Source organism: Gymnodinialimonas sp., assembly GCF_059726805.1.
Genome location: NZ_AP041059.1, coordinates 1,235,570 through 1,256,116, shown reverse-complemented (window position 1 = coordinate 1,256,116; position 20,547 = coordinate 1,235,570). Strand labels below are relative to the sequence as shown.

Annotated in this window: 19 protein-coding genes; 13 read left to right on the top strand and 6 right to left on the bottom strand. The window is 63.4% G+C overall.

Features of this window, described 5'->3' with window-relative positions; translation table 11 throughout:
• Positions 1 to 108 precede the first annotated feature (108 nt).
• Together AC6I9R_RS06185 and AC6I9R_RS06180 are read right to left on the bottom strand one after the other, a co-directional pair.
• Positions 109 to 882: an ImmA/IrrE family metallo-endopeptidase gene (locus AC6I9R_RS06185; RefSeq protein ID WP_461427956.1), complete on the bottom strand. Its 774-nt coding sequence runs from the start codon at positions 880 to 882 to the stop codon at positions 109 to 111.
• Positions 879 to 1,205 (bottom strand): helix-turn-helix domain-containing protein, encoded by a 327-nt coding sequence (locus tag AC6I9R_RS06180; RefSeq protein ID WP_461427955.1) that lies wholly within the window; start codon positions 1,203 to 1,205, stop codon positions 879 to 881. Before AC6I9R_RS06180 ends, AC6I9R_RS06185 begins: the two co-directional genes overlap by 4 nt.
• Positions 1,206 to 1,323: 118 nt before the next feature.
• On the opposite strand from AC6I9R_RS06180, the gene AC6I9R_RS06175 reads away from it, so the two are divergent.
• Positions 1,324 to 1,533 (top strand): YegP family protein, encoded by a 210-nt coding sequence (locus tag AC6I9R_RS06175; protein WP_461427954.1) that lies wholly within the window; start codon positions 1,324 to 1,326, stop codon positions 1,531 to 1,533.
• Positions 1,534 to 1,921: 388 nt separating this feature from the next.
• Here the strand turns inward: AC6I9R_RS06175 and AC6I9R_RS06170 are convergent, their stop codons facing one another.
• Complete coding sequence (locus AC6I9R_RS06170) at positions 1,922 to 2,674, bottom strand: alpha/beta fold hydrolase (protein ID WP_461428180.1); 753 nt, start codon at positions 2,672 to 2,674, stop codon at positions 1,922 to 1,924.
• Positions 2,675 to 2,761: 87 nt separating this feature from the next.
• On the opposite strand from AC6I9R_RS06170, the gene AC6I9R_RS06165 reads away from it, so the two are divergent.
• Positions 2,762 to 3,157: a hypothetical protein gene (locus AC6I9R_RS06165; RefSeq protein ID WP_461427953.1), complete on the top strand. Its 396-nt coding sequence runs from the start codon at positions 2,762 to 2,764 to the stop codon at positions 3,155 to 3,157.
• A gap of 87 nt (positions 3,158 to 3,244) precedes the next feature.
• Here AC6I9R_RS06165 and AC6I9R_RS06160 read toward each other — a convergent pair whose 3' ends face one another.
• Positions 3,245 to 4,156 carry a pirin family protein gene (locus AC6I9R_RS06160; protein WP_461427952.1) on the bottom strand — a complete coding sequence of 304 codons (912 nt, stop codon included), beginning with the start codon at positions 4,154 to 4,156 and terminating at the stop codon, positions 3,245 to 3,247.
• A gap of 88 nt (positions 4,157 to 4,244) precedes the next feature.
• On the opposite strand from AC6I9R_RS06160, the gene AC6I9R_RS06155 reads away from it, so the two are divergent.
• A complete protein-coding gene (locus AC6I9R_RS06155; protein WP_461427951.1) occupies positions 4,245 to 4,751 on the top strand; it encodes a hypothetical protein in 507 nt (168 codons plus the stop codon).
• 133 nt (positions 4,752 to 4,884) lie between these two features.
• Here AC6I9R_RS06155 and AC6I9R_RS06150 read toward each other — a convergent pair whose 3' ends face one another.
• Complete coding sequence (locus tag AC6I9R_RS06150) at positions 4,885 to 6,318, bottom strand: Glu/Leu/Phe/Val family dehydrogenase (protein WP_461427950.1); 1,434 nt, start codon at positions 6,316 to 6,318, stop codon at positions 4,885 to 4,887.
• 289 nt (positions 6,319 to 6,607) lie between these two features.
• On the opposite strand from AC6I9R_RS06150, the gene AC6I9R_RS06145 reads away from it, so the two are divergent.
• The 3 genes from AC6I9R_RS06145 to AC6I9R_RS06135 are packed head-to-tail and all read left to right on the top strand — an operon-like array spanning position 6,608 to position 9,609.
• Positions 6,608 to 8,500, top strand: a complete 1,893-nt coding sequence (locus AC6I9R_RS06145) for a pilus assembly protein TadG-related protein (RefSeq protein ID WP_461427949.1) — start codon at positions 6,608 to 6,610, stop codon at positions 8,498 to 8,500.
• Positions 8,497 to 9,039, top strand: coding sequence for a TadE/TadG family type IV pilus assembly protein (locus AC6I9R_RS06140; protein WP_461427948.1), 543 nt, complete (start codon positions 8,497 to 8,499; stop codon positions 9,037 to 9,039). Before AC6I9R_RS06145 ends, AC6I9R_RS06140 begins: the two co-directional genes overlap by 4 nt.
• 12 nt (positions 9,040 to 9,051) lie before the next feature.
• Positions 9,052 to 9,609 (top strand): TadE/TadG family type IV pilus assembly protein, encoded by a 558-nt coding sequence (locus AC6I9R_RS06135; RefSeq protein WP_461427947.1) that lies wholly within the window; start codon positions 9,052 to 9,054, stop codon positions 9,607 to 9,609.
• 56 nt (positions 9,610 to 9,665) lie between these two features.
• On the opposite strand, the gene AC6I9R_RS06130 is transcribed toward AC6I9R_RS06135, so the two are convergent.
• A complete protein-coding gene (locus tag AC6I9R_RS06130; RefSeq protein ID WP_461427946.1) occupies positions 9,666 to 10,724 on the bottom strand; it encodes a saccharopine dehydrogenase family protein in 1,059 nt (352 codons plus the stop codon).
• Positions 10,725 to 10,850: 126 nt separating this feature from the next.
• On the opposite strand from AC6I9R_RS06130, the gene AC6I9R_RS06125 reads away from it, so the two are divergent.
• From AC6I9R_RS06125 to rpoD, 7 genes are all read left to right on the top strand, one after another.
• On the top strand, positions 10,851 to 11,282 hold the full coding sequence (locus tag AC6I9R_RS06125; RefSeq protein WP_461427945.1) for an Lrp/AsnC family transcriptional regulator: 432 nt from the start codon (positions 10,851 to 10,853) through the stop codon (positions 11,280 to 11,282).
• A gap of 127 nt (positions 11,283 to 11,409) precedes the next feature.
• Positions 11,410 to 12,663, top strand: a complete 1,254-nt coding sequence (locus AC6I9R_RS06120) for a sarcosine oxidase subunit beta family protein (protein ID WP_461427944.1) — start codon at positions 11,410 to 11,412, stop codon at positions 12,661 to 12,663.
• Positions 12,664 to 12,675: 12 nt separating this feature from the next.
• The gene (locus tag AC6I9R_RS06115) at positions 12,676 to 12,939 is read left to right on the top strand and encodes a sarcosine oxidase subunit delta (RefSeq protein ID WP_461427943.1); all 264 of its coding nucleotides are present in this window, start codon (positions 12,676 to 12,678) and stop codon (positions 12,937 to 12,939) included.
• Positions 12,936 to 15,866 carry a sarcosine oxidase subunit alpha family protein gene (locus tag AC6I9R_RS06110; RefSeq protein WP_461427942.1) on the top strand — a complete coding sequence of 977 codons (2,931 nt, stop codon included), beginning with the start codon at positions 12,936 to 12,938 and terminating at the stop codon, positions 15,864 to 15,866. Before AC6I9R_RS06115 ends, AC6I9R_RS06110 begins: the two co-directional genes overlap by 4 nt.
• Positions 15,859 to 16,395: a sarcosine oxidase subunit gamma gene (locus AC6I9R_RS06105; RefSeq protein WP_461427941.1), complete on the top strand. Its 537-nt coding sequence runs from the start codon at positions 15,859 to 15,861 to the stop codon at positions 16,393 to 16,395. Before AC6I9R_RS06110 ends, AC6I9R_RS06105 begins: the two co-directional genes overlap by 8 nt.
• A 95-nt stretch (positions 16,396 to 16,490) precedes the next feature.
• The gene (dnaG, locus tag AC6I9R_RS06100) at positions 16,491 to 18,443 is read left to right on the top strand and encodes a DNA primase (RefSeq protein WP_461427940.1); all 1,953 of its coding nucleotides are present in this window, start codon (positions 16,491 to 16,493) and stop codon (positions 18,441 to 18,443) included.
• 103 nt (positions 18,444 to 18,546) lie between these two features.
• On the top strand, positions 18,547 to 20,544 hold the full coding sequence (gene rpoD / locus AC6I9R_RS06095) for an RNA polymerase sigma factor RpoD (RefSeq protein ID WP_461427939.1): 1,998 nt from the start codon (positions 18,547 to 18,549) through the stop codon (positions 20,542 to 20,544).
• Positions 20,545 to 20,547 lie beyond the last annotated feature (3 nt).

The window sequence follows — 20,547 nt, the reverse complement described above, 5'->3', positions numbered from 1 at the left end:
GTGGGCGAAAGCGGTTTTTGCTTGCAAAAACTAGCCGGCCCACACAGCAACTAGGGTATGCAACGCCGTCAGTCAGCATTTATTTCAGCGCTGCAAATGGATAGGTGACTAATCAGCATCAATGCAGGTGTAGATTCGCCCGTCGTAACCCAACATGGACTCCTCTTTGAATCGTCGTGTTACTCCCCAGAAATCTGATTGCACACAAACCTCGTCTAATCGGTCCGCAGAGAATTCCGCCCCAAATGCGGTGCTTCCCACGGGAACTTCCATCATCTGCCGAAAAAAGCAGCCCTGCTTGTAGAGTCTTTCGGACGAGCTTCCCCACTCAACGAAATCGCTGACGGAAACTACAAACGCTCGTCTTTTCTGTGATAGCTGAGTAGCGCGCAAGCCCGCCGCTTGGAGCGAAACTTCAAATCGAGCCGAGATTTCTTTCAGTGTGTCTAGGTTCCAAGGTTTTTCGTCGTACTCACGGACGCGGTTCGGAGGAATAAGCAGTTGAGACGCGAATTGGTTTGCCTCTCGCTCGACCCCTAACGTTTTAAAGTCTTCAAGCATTTCACGGGAGCATTGAAAGTTCATTTTTAGAGATCTGTGCAGCACAAAGTGGCCGATCTCATGCGCTAGAGTGAATCGGCGCCTTCCACTGTTCTTTATTCCAAGATTTACAATTGCCGCGAATGAATGTGGATCGACGGTCGCTTGCAGCATTGCACCTTCGGTTGATTGCAGATGCTCATAGGACAGGTTCAGCCGATCTGGACTCGACGATTGATTAATTACCCCATCAACTACCTGCTGCAGATCAACTGGGTAGGCGTCGGGCCCATGTTGCTGCCACAGCAACAAAATTTTGTTTGCGGCCCTAATTGGAGTCATTTTTTGGCCAAAGTATCCGCGATGCTTAGGAGTTGCTCTAACTCCTGTTTCGTAAGTTGTTTATCTCTAATGCTCCGCAAAAACCCATCGGTGATCTGATCGACCGTTGGCTCTGCTTGTTCGTCGTCAATGAGAAAATCTGGTGCTACGCACAAGGCATTTGCGAGGTCCAGTAGCAACTTTCCGGAAGGCCGAGCCGGCGTTTTATTTTCCAACTGCCAAACGTAAGCCTTCGTCGAGCCAACCCTCGACGCCAGATCATCCAAAGTTACTCCCCGAGAAAGTCGTAACTCCTTAATTTTCCTTCCAAAATTTGACGACAATCGATTTCTCCACTGATTTCTGATCGCTACACTTGACGTATAGCTTTAACTATATTAGCACAAGTATAGCGATCACGATACACGTGCTTCGCATATCTACTGCCAATAGGAGTATACCATGGCATCTTATCGCTTTGAAATCTTCAAGAGCTCGGCGAACAACCAGTATTACTGGCGGTTCAAAGCGCCCAACAACGAACCGATGTGTCAGTCGGAAGGCTACATCAACAAATCTGGGGCTGAACATGCAATTAGCGTGATCAAGAGAGAGGCAGCAAGTGCACGTGTGGAGGATCTGACCATGGCTTCCAATGCGCTGCGTTTCTGAGCGAGACAAACGACTCTCCCTGCGACTGGCGGTCTCGATTGCGAGGCCGCCCTTTTTTCTTTCTACGTAGCATAGAAATGCCGACATGCGGCTAGTGATTCCGCCGAGCCTTTATTTCTGTCTCACTGACCGCACGGCCCCTAACTGTCGTGGCGACCTCAGTACACTGCCCGTCACCGGCTTCTCTACCCCGCGTAGAAAGCGCCGAAAAACACATAATCTTATTCTTATACAACATTCCAAAACCCCACAAAACCAATACCTTAACACCCTGCTCAAGCTTGAGCACCCCTGCTCACCCCCTCCCGGCAAGATCGCGGGCGATCCCGCATTCATCGCTTCGAAACGTCCACTGGACGTCTCGACCCGGCCCAGGCCGGACCGCTCTTCACCCCAAAAACGCCCCCACAGCCGCCTCGAACTCCCGGGGCTTCTCCGCATGCAGCCAGTGCCCCGCCCCCGGAATTCTCGCAAACCGGGCCTTCGGAAACAGAGCCTTCACCCGCCCCCGATGCTCCGGCAACACATAATCCGACGCCCCGCCCGACAGCATCAGGACCTCCCCCTCGAAAGCGCCCGAGACCTCCGGGAACCCGATCACCGCCTCCATATCCGCCTCCAGCTGATCCAGATTGAACCGCCACCGTCGCCCCTTCACGTCCAAGGACTGCAACAGGAACGCCCGCACGCCCGCATCCTCCACGACCGCCGCCAGCTGCCGATCCGCATCCCCCCGCGTCTCGACGGCAGACAGGTCCACCACCCGCATCGCATCAATCATCCCCTGCTGCGTGTGCCCGTATGCCACCGGCGCGATGTCCGCCACGACCAGCCGCCGCACCAGATCAGGCCGCGCGCAGGCCAGCACCATCGCCGCCTTGCCCCCCATCGAATGCCCCACCACATCCGCCACGCCGAACCGCGCGATGACCTCCGCCAAATCCTCCGCCATCGCCTCATACGAATGGGGCGCGGACCAGGGGCTCGCCCCGTGGTTCCGCATGTCCACGCTGACGACGAAGCGCCGCTCCGCCAACCGTTTCGCGATCACGTTCCAGTTGCGCGCAGACCCAAAGAGGCCGTGGGCGATCAGGATCGGGGGGGCGGCGTTCTCGGCGCCAAAGGTGTAGGTCTCCAACATGGCCCAACGGTTACGCGGGATGCCGCCGGAAATCCAGCGCAGCGCAGAGGGTTGAGCGGCCCGTGCCCAAGGCATACCTTCGCGCAGTTGCAAACGACGAGGGTCGATTCGATGGATCACGCGCATTACCAGGCGGTTACGGAAGAGCTTCGCGGCCTGATCGCCGAGCGTCTGTCCGTGCGGGCCCGCAGCTTCCCCCGCGCCGTGCGCCGGGCCGGTCGGCTGCTTCCCGCGCCCGCCCGCGCTGCGGCGCAAGAACTCATTGATCTGGAGCCGCGCCTGAGCCATCCCAAACTGGCCGCCCGTACCGACCCCGCGACAGCCCTGCGTGCGGCCGAAACAATCCGTGCCACGCTCGCCCGCCACCGGCCCGGCGCCCTGGCTGGCCAGCGCCGTAGCCTTCTGGCCGCGGAAATTGGCTTCCGGGCCCTTGTGGTGATCGGCGCCGGCCTCGCGTTCGTGCAATGGCAGGGCCCTGTCTGAACACGCGCCAAAGGCACCTTGGGGGAGTGCGAGGGGGGGCTTCCCCCCTCGCCCCCGTCGCGTGCGCGCAAGCGCGGCGAAACCCCTCTAGTGTGCCGGCTTGATGAACGTCCCGTTGTTCAGCTCTCGCATCGCAACGCGCAGCTCTTCCTGCGTGTTCATCACGATCGGCCCGTGCCAGGCCACAGGCTCTTCAATCGGCGCGCCTGAGATCAGCAGGAAACGCACGCCCTCTTCGCCTGCCTGAACGGTGACCTCGTCACCGGTGCCGAAGCGGATCAGCGTCCGGTTGCCCGAGAGGTCGCGGATGTTGACCTCTTCGCCCATCACCTCTTTTTCCAGCAACACGCCCGACGGCGCCGAGGCGTCCGCGAACGCCCCCGCCCCTTCAAAGACGTAGGCAAAGGCGCGGCGGTAAGTGTCGATGCGGAAGGTCTTCTGCACCCCCGCAGGAACGGTGACGTCCAGGTATTGCGGGTCGGCGGCGATACCGTCGACGGGCCCGCGCTTGCCCCAGAACTCCCCGGTGATCACCCGCACGCGGGTGCCGTCATCATCCACCACCTCGGGGATCTCGCCGCCCGCGATGTCCTGGTACCGCGGCGCGGTCATCTTGTCGGCGGCAGGCAGGTTGCCCCACAGCTGGAAGCCGTGCATCTGGCCCTTTGCGTTTCCATAGGGCATCTCCTGGTGAAGGATGCCCGAGCCTGCGGTCATCCACTGCACCGATCCCGGCCCCAGCTTACCGCTGTTACCCAGGCTGTCGGAATGCTCGACGGTGCCTTCCAGCACATAGGTAATCGTCTCGATTCCCCGGTGCGGATGCCAGGGGAAGCCCTTGGCGTAGAAGGCCGGGTCGTCGTTGCGGAAATCGTCGAACAGCAGGAACGGGTCCAACTCGGACGGATCGGCAAAGCCGAAGGCGCGGTGAAGGTGAACGCCCGCGCCCTCCATGGTGGCTTGCGCCGGGCGGGTTTCTAGAATGGGACGAAGTGACATGGGTCTGTCTCCTTGCGGTGTCGTTTTCCCCTAGGTAGGACCGGGGCAGGCTTCCGTCACCTCTGCACGGCGGCACGAAAGGTGTGCAATGGCGCGGAAGAAGAAGATCGACCCCAATGAGCATTTGGCCAGCATTCACCCGCGCCCGGCGCGCCGGGTGGTGGCGGTGGGGATGATCGTTGCCCTGGCCGTGATCGTCTGGACGGTCGCTGCGCTCCGCCCGCCCGAGAGCTTTGCCTACATGCTGATGCTGGTCTTCTTTGGCGCGGGATGCTTCTGGCTGGCCTACGGCATGTGGCACGCTTCGGCGCGCGAGATTGAGCTGACCCGGTCAGAGCTGCGAGAAGTCGACGGCCGCGTGCTGTGCCGCATGGACAACGTAGCGCGCGTGGATCGCGGCGCCTTTGCGTTCAAACCCGCGGGCGGCTTCCTGGTGCGCTTGAAAGCGCCCGAGGGTCCGGGCGTTTACGCGCCCGGCGTCTGGTGGCGCTGGGGCCGGACCCTGGCCATCGGCGGTGTCACGGCGCGCCAGGACGGCAAGAACGTGGCCGACATGATGATCGTGATGATGCTCGAGCGCGGCGAAGACGTCTAAGCACGCCCCTCCTCGGCCCGGCGCCTGCGGCACCGGCCCTCCTCGCAGCGGCTCCCTTTCATCTTGCCAGGAAAACTCCGGGGGAGTCTGCGTCTTTTTCCTCGGAAAAAGACGCAGGAGGGGGCAGAGCCCCCTAGATCCCCTTTGCCTGATAGCTCGACGCGACCCGGTTGATCGACACCAGGAACCCCGCCGTGCGCAGGTCATGCACGTCGTCGCGCTCGTGCCAGACCTTGCGCATCGCCGCATAGGCCTCGCGCATCGTGTCATCGAGGCCCGAGCGGACAAGCTCCAGCTCTCCGGCGCCGCGCAGGTATTTGGTCTTGAACCCCGGTGACAGGGTCCAGTTGATCGAGCTGTCTTTCGAGATCCGCTCCAACTCGTCCACGATCAACTGGTGACGCGATTCCTCTTGGCGGCGCTGCATGCGACCGAAGCGGATGTGGCTCAGGTTCTTCACCCACTCGAAATACGACACCGTCACACCGCCAGCGTTGGCGTAGAGGTCGGGGATGATCACCGTGCCCTTTTCCATCAGGATATCGTTGGCACCCGCCGTGATCGGCCCGTTGGCGGCCTCGATGATCAGCGGCGCTTTGACCCGCGCGGCGTTGCCAAGGTTGATCACCCCTTCCAGGGCGGCGGGGATAAGGATATCGCATTCCTCCTCCAGCGCCGCGGTTCCGTCCTCCAGGTATTGCGCGTTGGGGTAGCCTTTCACGCCGCCGTGGTGGGCGATCCAGTCGCGCAGGTTGTCGATGTTGATCCCGCTCGCGTCGTGGATCACGCCGTCGCGTTCGATCACATGGGTGACGATGCTGCCGTCCTCTTCGCTCAGGAACTTCGCCGCATGGTAGCCCACGTTGCCCAGGCCCTGCACGATGACGCGTTTGCCGTCGAGTGACCCGCTCATGCCTGCTTTCGCGATGTCCTCGGGGTGGCGGAAGAACTCTTGCAGGGCGTATTGCACGCCCCTGCCCGTGGCCTCCACCCGGCCCTGGATGCCGCCGGCATGGGGCGGTTTGCCGGTCACGCAGGCGCGCGCGTTGATGTCTGTCGTGTTCATGCGCGCATATTGATCGGCCATGATGGCCATCTCACGCTCTCCGGTGCCCATGTCGGGGGCGGGCACGTTTTGCGCCGGATCAATGAGATCGCGCTTGATCAACTCATAGGCGAAGCGGCGGGTGATCTTCTCGATCTCATCCTGGTCGTATTCGCGCGGGTCAATGCACAGCCCCCCCTTAGAGCCGCCAAAAGGCGCCTCCACCAGCGCGCATTTGTAGGTCATCAGGGCGGCCAGCGCCTCCACCTCATCCTGGTTCACACCAAGCGAGTAGCGGATCCCGCCCTTCACCGGCTCCGTATGTTCGGAATGGACCGAGCGGTAGCCGGTGAACGTGCGCACTTCGCCGCGCAACTTGACGCCGAACCGCACCGTGTAGGTCGAGTTACAGACGCGGATCTTTTCTTCCAACCCGGGCGGCAGGTCCAAAAGGGCGGCAGCCCGGTTGAACATCAAATCTACAGATTCTCGGAAACTGGGCTCTGCCCGGTTGGTCGTCATGGCGCGTCTCCCTTCGCGTTTGCCCCTTGTTCGCAACTAAACAAGCAGGCCCAGGCGCCGCGGGGCCGCGCGCGCCCAACCTCACAAGGCCACAGCGCGGGGCATCGTGCAACCTTGGCGTGCATAAACATCGGCCACGCCATGGGCCCACAGCTCTGTAAAGATCGTGTTTCCTCCACGCCCGCGCCGCATTTCTGCCTTGCTTGGCGATCACAACAAGGCTCGGAGCCATGGGTCTGTCGCCGCGACAGGTCCCTGGTCGATTGGGTTTATCAGTAGGAGAGAAGGCATGTTTGGCCTCTTCCACAAGATGCAGAGTTCCGCCAACGCCATGACGTGTGCCATGGCCGCACGCCTGGCACCGCGCCGCTTCATGAAGCGCGAGGACGGGACGGTTACGGCCTTCGCCGTGATGCTGTTTGTGTTGATGGTCGGCGCGTCGGGCATCGCCATTGACGTGATGCGCTATGAAACCCAGCGCACGCAGCTGCAGTATACCTTGGACCGCGCCGTTCTGGCGGCGGCCTCGCTGACCCAGCCCTATGACCCCGAAGGCGTCGTGCGCGACTACTTCTCGATTGCGGGCATCGAAGACTACCGCCTGGATGTGCGGGTGGAGGAAGGCCTCAACTTCCGTCGCGTCCATGCCTATGCCGAACTCGAAGTGCGCTCACTCTTCATGCAGATGTTCGGCGTGCGTGTCATGACCTCTCCGGCGATTGGCGCCGCCGAGGAACGGGTGCGCCGGATCGAGGTTTCGATGGTCCTCGATATTTCGGGCTCCATGGGCGACAACAACCGGATGACGAACATGCGCCCCGCCGCGCGGGAATTCGTGACCGAGGTTCTGAACGCCAACAACAACGTCGATAACGAGCTTCTCGTGTCCGTCTCCATCGTGCCCTACAACGGGCGCGTCAACGGCGGCGACCTGATCGAAAGCGTCTTCACCTTCGACGACCTGCACGACGAATCGAATTGCGCCCGCTTCAGCGAGGCTGATTTCACCACCACCGCCATCAACCCCAGCACGCCCCTGCGCCGGATCGCGCACTGGGATGAAGACAATGAAGGCGATGACGAGCTGTTTCAAAGCGCCCATTGTCAGACAGACCAATACGGCGCGATTGTTCCTTGGGAATATCGGGAATCGGTGCTGCACACCCATATCAACAGCCTCGGAACCGGCGGCTGGACCGCCATCGATGTTGGCATGAACTGGGGTGTGGGCCTTCTGGACCCCGCCGCCGCTCCCGCCCTGGACGGGCTTGTCGCCTCCGGCAACGTGCACGCGGAATTCGACGACCGCCCCGCGCCTTATCGCGATGGCGACCCCGCGACGACAATCGATGATGAGACGATCAAGGTCGTCGTCCTGATGACCGACGGTGACAACACCGAGCAGTTGGACCTGCGCGACGTCTACGACGACGAGGGCCGCTACCGTGGCTACCGCATGGGCTATACCCCGGTGTTCCGCCATGCCGGATCCAATGGCGTCTTGTCCAACGGCTATATTTCCAGCGACCGCTGGCGGTTTGACGATGACCGCTTCTCGATCTGGTGGGAAGATCGCGGCACAAACGGCCAGTTCTGGATCCCCACCGGGGACCCGCGCTCGTCCAATGGCTATTGGTCCAACGCGCCCTATGGCGGATGGGCGGCCTACGGCATGGCCGATCCCGACGGCTCTGTCATCGATGAATGGGACACGCTGCGCGTCAACGCCTTCGATCCCACCCGCACCAACAACGGCGCCGCCTTGACGGGAACCCTGATCTCCTGGGTCGACATGTGGGGCACGATCACCGCCGAGAACTTTGTGGAGGAATGGATCGAGGAAGCCGCCCGCGCCAACGATCCCGACGATTGGGGCTGGCACGACGACATCGCGGACAACCCCAGCCACAACTACATCGGCTGGGACGCCGATGGCGCGCGCCCCGATGGCACCCTGGGGCAAAGTCAGGCCGACACCAATCTGATGGCGATCTGTGACGCCGCCAATGCCGCAGGCATCATCGTCTTCGCCATCGGGTTCGAAGCGCCCCAGCGGGGCCAGGACGTGATGCGCTACTGCGCCTCTTCCGATGCCCATTACTACGACGTCGACGGGATCGAGATTTCCCAGGCCTTCGCCTCCATCGCGCGGACCATCAACCAATTGCGTTTGATCCAATGACGTTTCATCTCCGCCACAGGATCCGAGCGTTTTGGAAGGACGAAGCCGCGACGGCGACGCTGGAATTCGTCATCGTCTTCCCGCTTCTGATGATCGTCTATATCGCCGCGTTCGAAACGGCCTTGATCCTGACCCGTCAGATCATGCTGGAACGCTCGCTGGACATGTCCACGCGGGTGCTGCGCCTGGCCCAGGGCGTGATCACCGACGCCAGTACGGTGCGGGACACGATGTGCTCCAACACCAACCTCTTGCCCAATTGTGAGACGCTGCTGACCATCGACCTGCAGATCATCGACCGCACCGTCTACGACATGCCGTCCAACGATCAGGTCTGCGCCGGGCGCGGCAATGGCATCGTGATCGCGCCGGACAATGAATTTGAGGTCGGCGCCGACAACGACTTCCTGCTGATCCGGACCTGCCTTGTGGTGGAGCGGATCCTACCATTCTCGGGCTTTGGCCTGAACCTGACCCGCGACGATGATGGGGACATGCACATGATGGCCTCCACGATCTTCGTGAACGAACCGGATTGAGGGACGAACGCCATGAAACGCCTGTTCCAAAACTTCCTGCGCGACACCTCCGCCGCCGTGTCCTTCGAGACGGTGATCATCTTCCCCATCCTCACCTGGGCCTGGGTCGGCACTTTTGCGTTCTTCGATGCCTACCGCGTCTACAACACGTCGATCAAAGCGACCTTCACGATTGCGGACCTGATCTCTCGCCAGACCTCCACGGTCTACGGCTATGATATCGAGGGCATGGCCCGGATGCTGGACGCGATGATCCGCGACACCAACGGTGTCGAGATGCGCGTGACCCAAATCCTGCGCAACACCGACGGCGATTATGTCGTCGACTGGAGCCACGCGACGGGCACAAGGGCCGAGCTGTTCACCGCCAGCCTCACCGGCCTGGCAGATCGCCTGCCCGACATGGCCAGTGGCGAGCGTGTGGTGCTAGTGGAATCCTTCGTCGATTACGACCCCGCCTTCAACGTGGGTCTCAACGACCTGACCTTCGACAACTTCACCCTCACCCGCCCCCGCTACGCGGGCCAGGTCCCCTACGACGAAGAGATGACGCCGCCGTCCACGAGTTAAGCGGCGATTGTCCGGCGCTGCGCCCTGCCTGCCCGGCACGGGCGGTCCGCCCTGCCCTATTCTGCCGCGTAAAGGCCGCCCGTCGCCGTCGCCAGGAAGGCCTCCAGGTCGATCTCTTCCTGCTTCAGGAACCCCTTTTTCGGCAGCGCCCCGTCGCGCACCATTTCGATGATCGCGACAACGGACCCCGCCGTTGTCCACGAAATCGCCGTGCGCCGCTTGCCCGCCACGTCGACGGGCCGATACCCCCGCACAAACTCGCGCCGCTGCAACTGTCCCGCAATCATGCCCTCGGCCGCGGCATGGACGTAGACGATATCGTCTTCCACCGGCGGCTTGGCGTTGACGAGGATTTCCCCCGCCTCCGCACGGCGATCGCGCATCAGCAACTCGTGGAAGAAGAAGTTCATCAGCTTCGCGTGCCCCGGGTAACGCATGGTCTTGTAATCGATGTTCGCGACCCGCCCGTGATAGGTCTCGCACATCGTCCCCAACCCGCCCGAGGTGGTGAAGGCCTCCAGCTTCATGCCATCGATGTAGATATCCTCCATCCATTCCATGGATGAGACCAGCTTTCGCGCCCCGTCCTCGATCACTTCGCAATCGTTGAGGTATTCGTTCACCACACCCTCCGGCGACCAGTTGAACGAATAGCCCATCAGCCCTGTCGGGTTCTGCGGCAAGGCCCCCACGCGCATCTTGCACGACCGACACGCCTCCATCTGCGCGATCAGCGAGGCGCCGACGATCCCGATGAACCCCGGCGCAAGCCCGCATTGCGGCGCCATCAGCCCGTTGGACGTCTTGCTCAGCTCGATGATGCGGTTGGTCGTCGGCACATCCTCGGTCAGATCGAAGTAATGGATGCCGGCGCGGTGGGCGGCCTCGGCCAAGGGTGTGTTCAGAGGAAACGGCAGACACGACAGGATCGCGTCCTGACCCGCGCACAGCGCGTCGATGCCGCCGGTGTCGGACAGATCCAGCGTATTTACCGGGAACGGCAGATCGCCCCGCGCCCGCACATCGATGCCGGTGACCTCAAAGCCCGACAGGTGCAGCAATTCTGCCGCCAACGTGCCGACCTTGCCCAAGCCCAATACCCCTATCTTCTTCATATCGCTTATCCTTCGCGGGTTGCCTGGCCCGATCAGACGCCACCGCACCGCCAATCAAAACGGCAAAAACGCACGCATATCGCCAAGATTTTGACTTTCCGCCAAGGCGCAGCCATACCGCCCGGCATGGATGACCTCGACCACCAGCTTCTGCAGCTTCTCACCAAAGACGCCCGCACCCCGGCGACGGCCCTTGCCCAAAGCCTCGGCGTCTCGCGCGGCACCGTTCAGAACCGCATTGATCGCCTGCAGCACCAGGGCGTGATCACGCGCTTCACCGTTGAACTCTCGGCGGGCGAGAAAGACGTGCAAGTCAGCGCCTTTACCCTGATCCGCCTGAAGGCCGACGATGGCAAAGCCACCATCCAGTCCCTGCGCCGCATTTCAGCGATCCTCGACATCCACACCCTCAGCGGCAACTTCGACCTCGTGGCCGAGGTCCGCACCCCCTCGCTCTCCAGCCTCGACAGCGTTCTCGACCGCATCCGCGCCCTGCCCGAAGTGGCTGAGACCCAAAGCCATATCCGATTGTCCTCCAGCAAAGCCGACCCCCGCTGACAGCCCCCCTGCGGCCCCCCCTGCGTCATCGTCGCCCGCACCCCTTCCCATGTCGCCGCCAGACCTTCCTTCTCCCCCGCCCTGCGCATAACCTCGCCCTGAACACCCCCGCACGAACGGAGAGATCATGCGTTATTCTGGGCTTCAGGTGCTTTGGCAGGGCCTGACGGGCAACAAGGGCTGGAAACCGGCCTGGCGTGATCCCGACCCGAAGCCGGAATATGACATCATCATCATCGGCGGCGGCGGGCACGGCCTTGCCACCGCCTATTACCTCGCCAAGGAACACGGGCTGACCAACATCGCGGTGGTCGAAAAGGGCTATCTGGGCGGCGGCAACGTGGGCCGCAACACCACGATTGTGCGCGCCAACTACGGCCTGCCCGGCAACTCGGAATTTTACAGCCACTCCCTGAAACTATGGGAAGGGTTGGAGCAAGACCTCAACTACAACGCCATGCATTCCCAGCGCGGCATCATCAACCTCTTCCACTCCGACGGCCAGCGCGACGCCTACGCGCGGCGCGGCAATGCAATGATCAACCAGGGCGACGATGCGATCCTGCTGGACCGTGACGGCGTGCGCAAACATGCGCCGTTCCTTGATTTCGACCAAACCCGCTTCCCGATCTTCGGCGGCCTCTACCATCCACGCGGCGGCACCGCGCGGCACGACGCCGTCGCCTGGGGTTTCGCGCGCGGCGCGGACCAGCGCGGCGTCGACCTGATCCAGAACTGCGAAGTGACCGGCATCGATATCGAAAACGGCGCCGTGCGCGGCATTCAGACCACGCGCGGGGCGATCCGCGCCAAGAAAGTCGGCATGGTCGTGGCAGGCCGCTCTAGCCAAGTCGCCGCCATGGCCGGGATGCGCCTGCCCATCGAGTCCCATGTGTTGCAGGCTTTCGTGACCGAAGGTCTCAAGCCCGTCATCGACAATGTCATCACCTACGGCATGGGCCACTTCTACATCAGCCAGTCCGACAAGGGCGGGCTGGTCTTTGGCGGCGATCTGGATTTCTACGCCTCTTATGCCGCGCGCGGCAACCTGCCCATGGCCGAGCATGTGGTGGAGGCCGGGCTGACCCTGATGCCGATGATCGGCAAGGCCAAGATGCTGCGCTCCTGGGGCGGGATCATGGACATGAGCGCCGACGGCTCTCCGATCCTCGACAAGACCCATATCGACGGCCTCTATTTCAACGGCGGCTGGTGTTACGGCGGCTTCAAGGCCGTGCCTGCCTCGGGCAATTGCTTCGCCCATCTCATGGCCACCGACCGCCCGCACCCCGCCGCCACCAAGCACCGGCTCGACCGCTTCGCCACAGGCCGCGGCCTGATGGATGAAGAGGCGACCGGCAGCCAGCACAACCTGCATTAAGGAGGCACCACTATGCACATCCCCTGCCCCCTGTGCGGCAACCGTGATCTGCGCGAATTCACCGTCCGGGGCCATGCCCAGGGCGCCATCCGACCCGAGGGTGAAGTCTGGTCAGACGAGTGGGACGACTTCATCCACAACCGCGAGAACCCCGCAGGCCGCACGGAAGAGCTGTGGTATCACGGCGGCGGCTGTGGCGCCTGGCTGGTGGTGGACCGCGATACCACCACGCACGAGGTGTTTGGCGCACGGCTGGCGAGTGAGTTTTCGAAATGAGATTAGATAACAAAGGCTTAGTGGACCGCTCAAGCTTGAGCAGGTTCCATTTCAACGGCCAGCCCTACACCGGCTTCAAGGGCGACACCGTCGCCTCGGCCCTCATGGCAAACGGCGTCAAGTTGATGGGCCGCTCATTCAAATACCACCGCCCGCGCGGCGTCTTCACCGCAGGCTCGGAAGAGCCCAACGCCCTGATCCAGGTGGGCGAGGGCGACGCCATGCTCCCCAACGTCCGCGCCACGGTGCAAGAGGTCTTCCCGGGCCTAGAGACGTCGTCGCAGAACCACATGGGCCCGCTGGCCTACGATCTGCTCAGCGTCAATGACCTCTTCCCCAACTTCCTCAGCGCCGGGTTCTACTACAAGACCTTCATGTGGCCCCGCGCCTTCTGGGAAAAGGTCTACGAGCCCGCCATCCGCCGCGCCGCGGGCCTCGGCCGTATGACGCGCGCCGCCAATCCCCACGAAGCCGAGCGCGCCTTCGCCTTCTGCGACATCCTCGTCATCGGCGGCGGCCCCACCGGCCTTATGGCCGCGCTTACCGCCGCGATGTCGGGCGCCGACGTGATCCTGCTGGAGGAAACCGCTGATCTGGGCGGGCGCTTGCTGTCGGACGGGGACATCATCGACGGTCTGCCCGCCGACATCTGGGTGACCGAGATGGTCGAAAAACTGCGCGAGACAGGCAGCGTGCGGATCATGACCCGCACGACGGCGACTGGCGTCTACGACGGCCTCACCTTCGGCGCGGTGGAACGCGTCGGCAGCCATCTCCCCCCCGCCTCGAACCTGCCGCAAGAATGCTTCTGGCGCATCCGCGCGGGCCAGGCGGTGCTCGCCGCAGGCGCGCTGGAGCGCCCCATCGCCTTCCCCGACAACGACCGCCCCGGCATCATGATGGCCTCCGCCATCCGCACCTATATCAACCGCTACGGCGTCACGCCCGGTGAGAAAGTGGCGATCTTCGCCACGAACGACGACGCCCACAAAACCGCGCTGGAGCTGCAGGACGCAGGCGTCGAAGTCGCCGCCGTCATCGACAGCCGCGAAGATGCGCAAGCCATCGGCGACTACCGCCTCCACCGCGGTGCCCAGGTCGTCGGCTCCAAGGGCCGCCAGGCCCTGCGGGAGGTCACCGTCCGCGCAGGCTCCAACACGTTTAAACTCACGGCCGATACCCTCGGCCTTTCCGGCGGCTGGAATCCCGCGCTGCACCTCACCTGCCACCTCGGCGCGCGGCCGGTCTGGAACGCCGACCTCCACGCCTTCGTCCCCAAACCCGGCGCCATCGCGGGCCTGCACCCCGCCGGTGCCTGCAACGGCACGCTGGATACATCAGGGTGCCTGCGAGAAGGCCTTCAGGCCGCGGAGGGGGCCCTGCGCGCGCTCGGGAAACGCGTCCGCAAGCCCGATCTGCCGCAGTCCGACGACACCGCAGGCGCCACCACGCCGCTCTGGAGCGTCCCGGCAAAAGGCCGCGCCTGGCTCGATTTCGCCAACGACGTCACCACCAAGGACGTCAAGCAATCCGCCGCCGAGGGCTTCAAATCGGTCGAGCATATGAAGCGCTACACCACCCAGGGCATGGCGCCCGACCAGGGGAAATCCTCCAACATCAACGCTTTGGCCATTCTCGCCGACACCACCGGCCGCGCCATCCCCGAGACCGGCACCACCACCTACCGCCCGCCCTTCACGCCCGTAGCCCTTGGCACCTTGGCCGCCGGCGCCGAGCGTAACGGCTTCGCGCCGGAACGCTTCACCACGTCCGACAAGGCCGCCCGCGCGCGCAATGCGCCGATGATCGCCGTGGGCCTCTGGTACCGCCCCTCCTACTTCCCCGCGCCAGATGAAACCCATTGGCGTCAGTCCTGCGACCGCGAAGTCACCATGGTCCGCAATACCGTCGGCGTGGTCGACGTCTCGACCCTCGGCAAGATCGAGATCTTCGGAAAGGACGCTGCCGCCTTCCTCGACTTCTTATACACGAATAACTTCGCCCTGCTGAAGCCAGGCCGCGCGCGCTATGGCCTGATGCTGCGTGAGGATGGCCATGTCATGGACGACGGCACCACCGCGTGCCTGGCGGAAAACCACTACGTCATGACCACGACAACCGCCGCCGCGGGCCAGGTCATGGCGCATATGGAATTCGCCGCCCAGGTCCTCAAACCCGAGCTTGACGTCGCCTTCACCTCGGTGACGGAGCAATGGGCACAGTTCTCCGTCGCGGGCCCCCACTCCCGCACGCTCATCAACGGCGTGCTCGATCAGCCCATCGACAACGACAGCTTCCCCTTCATGCAATGCGGCGCCGTCACCGCCCACGGCACCCCAGCGCGCCTTTTCCGCATCTCCTTCTCGGGCGAGCACGCCTATGAAATCGCCGTGCCCTCGGCCTACGGCGATGCCCTCTACCGCGACCTCGTGGCCCGTGCCGAGGCGCTTGGTGGCGGTGCTTACGGGCTGGAGGCGCTCAACGTGCTGCGGATCGAGAAGGGCTTCATCACCCACTCCGAAATCCATGGCCGCGTCACCGCCTTCGATGTCGGGATGCAGGGAATGCTCAGCAAAAAGAAGGACTTCATCGGCAAGGCCGCTGCTTCCCGCACGGGCCTTCTGGAGGAAGACCGCGAGCGTCTGGTGGGCCTCAAACCCATCGGTGCGGTCAAGGAACTCACCGCCGGGGCGCATTTCTTCAACACCGAAGACGACGCCACCCGCGAGAACGACCAAGGCTACGTCACCTCCGTCGGCTTCTCTCCAACGCTGGGGCATTTCATCGGGCTTGGGTTCCTCAAGAACGGCCCCAACCGCATCGGCCACCATATGAAAATCGTCGATCACCTGCGCGGCCTCACCGCCGAGGTGGAGATCTGCGACCCCGTCTTCTTTGACCCGGATGGAGGGCGCGCCCGTGGCTAGTCTGACCCCCAAGACCGCTTTCGACGGCCTGCTGCCCGTCACCTCGGGCACGGTGACGCTCTCCGAACTCACCCCCGAAGCCATCACCTGGATCGCGCCCGCCAAGGGCCGCATGGCCGCCGTCTCCAAGGCGCTGGAAAAGCAGATCAAGGCACCGTTCCCGGAGCCCGGCAAAATCAGCGGCCCCGCCGTCTGGACCGGCCCGGGCCAGGCCATGGTCCTTGGCCCCGCCCTCAAGCCCATCAAGGACGCCGCATTCTCGGACCAGACCAGCGCCTGGGCCTGCTGCGCGCTGGAAGGCGCGACCGCCCGCGACGTGCTCGCCCGGCTCGTCCCAATTGATCTGCGCGCGCAGGCTTTCAAGACGGGCCACTGCGCGCGGACGCTTCTGGGGCACATGAATTGCGTCCTGATGCACCCCGCCAAGGACCGGTTTGAGATCATGGTCTTCCGCTCCATGGCCGCCACCGCCACCCACGAGCTGACCCGCGCCATGGACGGGGTCGCGGCCCGCTACGCCGTCACCTGACGAGGCAAAACTAATTCTCTATTCCTGCGATAGGGTTAACCATTCAGGGTGATCCGGGCCTAGACTTCGCCCCCCCGCGCACCGATATTGCGTCCATGTCCTTGCCCCCCGGATTCCTTGACGAGCTGCGCAATCGCACCTCCATCGCGCAGGTGGTGGGCCGCAAAGTCATGTGGGACACGCGCAAGTCCAACCAGGGCAAGGGCGACATGTGGGCGCCCTGCCCCTTCCACCAGGAAAAAAGCGCCTCTTTCCACGTCGATGACCGCAAGGGCTTCTACTATTGCTTCGGCTGTCAGGCCAAAGGCGACATGTTCAAATTCGTGCAGGAAACCGAGAATGTCGGCTTCATGGAAGCCGTGCAGATCCTGGCGGGCGAGGCCGGAATGCCGATGCCCGAACGCGACCCCCGGGCGCAGGAGAAGGCCGACAAGAACATGGAATTGGCGAAAGTAACCGAGGCCGCCGTCCAGCACTTCCGCCTGCAACTCAAGACCCAGGCCGCGTCCGAGGCGCGGGCCTACCTCGAAGGCCGCGGGATGGACCCCGCCACGCTGGATCGGTTCGAGATCGGCTTTGCCCCGAACGCGCGCCAGGGCATCCACCAGGCGCTGGTCGGCAAAGGCATGACGGCTGAGGATGTGACCCTCGCGGGCCTCTCCACCAAGCCCGATGACGGCGGCGCGCCCTATGATGCGTTCCGCGATCGCATCATCTTCCCGATCCGCGATGCGCGCGGGCGGTGTATCGGCTTCGGCGGCCGCGCCATGGCGGCGGATGCGCGCGCCAAGTACCTCAACTCGCGTGAGACGCCGTTGTTCGACAAGGGCCGCGCCCTCTACAACCACGGCCCGGCGCGCGAGGCGGCGGGCAAGGGCCAGCCCCTTATCGTGGCCGAGGGCTACATGGACGTCATCGCGCTGGTCAAAGCCGGTTTCACCGCCGCCGTGGCCCCGCTTGGCACCGCCATCACCGAAGATCAGCTGCGCCTGATGTGGCGCATCACCGACGAGCCGATCATCGCTTTGGATGGCGACAAGGCCGGCCTGCGCGCCGCGATGCGCTTGGTCGATCTGGCCCTGCCGTTGATTGAGGGCGGCAAAAGCCTGCGCTTCGTCGTGCTGCCCGAGGGCCAGGACCCCGATGACCTGATCCGCGCTCAGGGCGCTGGGGCGATGCAGGCGCTTCTGGACAAGGCCGAGCCGATGGTAACGCTCCTCTGGCGGCGCGAGACGGAGGGGCAGGTGTTCGACAGCCCCGAACGCCGTGCGGCCCTCGATGGCCGTCTGCGCGCGACCCTGCAGCGGATCACCGACCCCGGCCTGCGCCGCCACTACGGGGACGCCGTGGCCGAGTTGCGCCGCGCGCTCTTTCGCCCGGCCTGGCAAGCGTCCGGCGGGCGGGGCAAATGGCAACCGAAGGGCCAGTGGAAGGGGCGCGGCTTCGCCGAAGCCCAGGCCCCTTTGGCCGAAACGCGCGCCAAGGTCGGCGCGTTGAACGGTGAAAGCCTGCGCACCGGCTTGATCGTGGCCACGTGCATCCGCTTCCCCGACCTCATCGACGTGTTCGAGCCGCAGCTTGACCGCCTCCCCCCCCGCGACCCGGACCACGCCCGCCTCTGCGCCCACCTACTGCGCACCTCGACCCGTGACGCGGGCGCGCTTCTGGACGAAATAAATGCCTCCCCCCTCGCCCCTGCCCTTGAAAGCCTGCTGGGGCTTTCCCATCTCGCGATCACGCCGTTCCTTCTGGGCGCAGGAGACCCCCTGCGCGCCGAGGAATGCCTGGAGGAAGAATTCACCAAGCTGGCCGCCGCGCGCGCCATCGAGGAAGAGCTGGTCGAGGCCCGCCACGACATGGCCGACGTCCCCGATGAAGGAGACCCCGCGCTGGCCTACCGCATGAACGAGGCCCTGCGCAGCAAACACGCCGCCGCAAGGCCAAAAGGCGAGGATAACGCTGAACAATTCGGCGAAACGACCCAGGCACGCTCCGCGTTCCACCAGTTGCTCTCGACCGCCGGACAGGGCAAGAAAAAAGGCACGTAGGCCTATCCGAATCAGTGATTCGCACTAAGGTATGCTTTCAGACGAAATGATTCGCGTGCGGGCACGGCATGCGGATCGGACCAGCCCGAAGGGGGTGACGCACATGGCCAAAGACACCGACGATCGCAAGCAGGACGGCGACGAGCCCGAAATGGGCCTCGACATGAGCCAAGCCGCCGTCAAGAAGATGATCGCGGAGGCGCGGGTTCGCGGCTACATCACCTACGACCAACTCAACACCGTCCTGCCGCCAGAGCAGGTCTCGTCTGAGCAGATCGAAGACGTCATGTCGATGCTGTCGGAGATGGGCATCAACATCATCGAAGACGATGAGGCAGAGGAGGGTGAAGAAAAGCCCGCCGGTGATCTCGTCACCACCGAAGGCTCCCGCGAGGTCGCGGTCGCAGCCACGGAGACCGAGAAACTCGACCGCACCGATGACCCCGTCCGCATGTACCTGCGTGAAATGGGCAGCGTCGAACTGCTGAGCCGCGAGGGCGAGATTGCCATCGCCAAGCGGATCGAGGCCGGGCGCAACACCATGATCGCGGGCCTCTGCGAAAGCCCGCTGACGTTCCAGGCCATCACCATCTGGCGCGACGAACTTCTGGAAGAAGACATCCTGCTGCGCGATGTCATCGACCTCGACACCACGTTCGGGCGCACCATGGGCGACGACAACGACACCCCCGTCGTGCCCGCAGGCGTGGGCTCCACCCCGCCCGGCACCCCCGTGCCCGAGGCCAAGAAGGAAGAGCCGGAAGAAGAACTCGACGCCGACGGCAACCCGATTGCCAAGGACGACGACGATGATGAGGACGAGCAGGCCAACATGTCGCTCGCGGCCATGGAAATGGCCCTCAAGCCCCAGGTCCTCGCCACGCTCGACCAGATCGCCAACGACTACATCAAACTCTCCGAAATGCAGGACAGCCGGATTTCGGCAACCCTGAATGAGGACGACAGCTTCACCAAGTCCGAGGAAGCCGAATACCAGCACCTGCGCTCCGAGATCGTCGAACTGGTCAACGAGCTGCACCTGCACAACAACCGCATCGAAGCGCTGGTGGACCAGCTTTACGGCATCAACCGCCGCATCATGTCCATCGACAGCGCCATGGTGAAGCTGGCCGACCAGGCCCGCATCAACCGCCGTGAGTTCATCGAGGAATATCGCGGCCAAGAGCTTGATCCCACCTGGATGGAGCGGATGACCCAGAAATCCGGGCGCGGTTGGACCGCGCTCATGGAACGTTCCTCGGGCAAGATCGAAGAGCTGCGCGGTGACATGGCCCAGGTCGGCCAATACGTCGGCCTCGACATCCCCGAATTCCGCCGCATCGTGAACCAGGTCCAGAAGGGTGAGAAGGAAGCCCGCCAGGCCAAGAAGGAAATGGTCGAGGCGAACCTGCGTCTGGTCATCTCGATTGCGAAGAAATACACCAACCGGGGCCTGCAATTCCTAGACCTGATCCAGGAAGGCAACATCGGCCTGATGAAGGCCGTCGATAAGTTCGAATACCGGCGCGGCTACAAGTTCTCCACCTACGCGACGTGGTGGATCCGCCAGGCGATCACGCGGAGTATTGCCGACCAGGCCCGCACGATCCGCATCCCGGTCCATATGATCGAGACGATCAACAAACTGGTCCGCACCGGTCGCCAGATGCTCCACGAAATCGGCCGCGAGCCGACGCCCGAGGAATTGGCCGAAAAGCTGCAAATGCCGCTGGAGAAGGTCCGCAAGGTGATGAAAATCGCCAAGGAACCGATTTCGCTTGAGACGCCGATTGGCGACGAGGAGGACTCGCAGCTCGGCGATTTCATCGAGGACAAGAACGCGGTCCTGCCGCTGGATTCTGCGATCCAGGAGAACCTCAAAGAGACCACAACCCGTGTGCTGGCGAGCCTCACCCCCCGCGAAGAACGCGTGTTGCGGATGCGGTTTGGCATCGGCATGAACACCGACCACACGCTGGAAGAAGTGGGCCAACAGTTTAGCGTGACCCGCGAGCGTATTCGCCAGATCGAGGCGAAGGCCCTGCGGAAGCTGAAGCACCCCAGCCGGTCGCGGAAGTTGCGGTCGTTCTTGGATCAATAACTT

Coding starts and splice junctions, on each gene's coding strand:
- AC6I9R_RS06185 (WP_461427956.1), bottom strand. CDS start 882: ATGACTCCAATTAGGGCCGCAAACAAAATTTTGTTGCTGTGGCAGCAA.
- AC6I9R_RS06175 (WP_461427954.1), top strand. CDS start 1,324: ATGGCATCTTATCGCTTTGAAATCTTCAAGAGCTCGGCGAACAACCAG.
- AC6I9R_RS06170 (WP_461428180.1), bottom strand. CDS start 2,674: ATGTTGGAGACCTACACCTTTGGCGCCGAGAACGCCGCCCCCCCGATC.
- AC6I9R_RS06160 (WP_461427952.1), bottom strand. CDS start 4,156: ATGTCACTTCGTCCCATTCTAGAAACCCGCCCGGCGCAAGCCACCATG.
- AC6I9R_RS06155 (WP_461427951.1), top strand. CDS start 4,245: ATGGCGCGGAAGAAGAAGATCGACCCCAATGAGCATTTGGCCAGCATT.
- AC6I9R_RS06150 (WP_461427950.1), bottom strand. CDS start 6,318: ATGACGACCAACCGGGCAGAGCCCAGTTTCCGAGAATCTGTAGATTTG.
- AC6I9R_RS06145 (WP_461427949.1), top strand. CDS start 6,608: ATGTTTGGCCTCTTCCACAAGATGCAGAGTTCCGCCAACGCCATGACG.
- AC6I9R_RS06140 (WP_461427948.1), top strand. CDS start 8,497: ATGACGTTTCATCTCCGCCACAGGATCCGAGCGTTTTGGAAGGACGAA.
- AC6I9R_RS06135 (WP_461427947.1), top strand. CDS start 9,052: ATGAAACGCCTGTTCCAAAACTTCCTGCGCGACACCTCCGCCGCCGTG.
- AC6I9R_RS06130 (WP_461427946.1), bottom strand. CDS start 10,724: ATGAAGAAGATAGGGGTATTGGGCTTGGGCAAGGTCGGCACGTTGGCG.
- AC6I9R_RS06125 (WP_461427945.1), top strand. CDS start 10,851: ATGGATGACCTCGACCACCAGCTTCTGCAGCTTCTCACCAAAGACGCC.
- AC6I9R_RS06120 (WP_461427944.1), top strand. CDS start 11,410: ATGCGTTATTCTGGGCTTCAGGTGCTTTGGCAGGGCCTGACGGGCAAC.
- AC6I9R_RS06115 (WP_461427943.1), top strand. CDS start 12,676: ATGCACATCCCCTGCCCCCTGTGCGGCAACCGTGATCTGCGCGAATTC.
- AC6I9R_RS06110 (WP_461427942.1), top strand. CDS start 12,936: ATGAGATTAGATAACAAAGGCTTAGTGGACCGCTCAAGCTTGAGCAGG.
- dnaG (WP_461427940.1), top strand. CDS start 16,491: ATGTCCTTGCCCCCCGGATTCCTTGACGAGCTGCGCAATCGCACCTCC.
- rpoD (WP_461427939.1), top strand. CDS start 18,547: ATGGCCAAAGACACCGACGATCGCAAGCAGGACGGCGACGAGCCCGAA.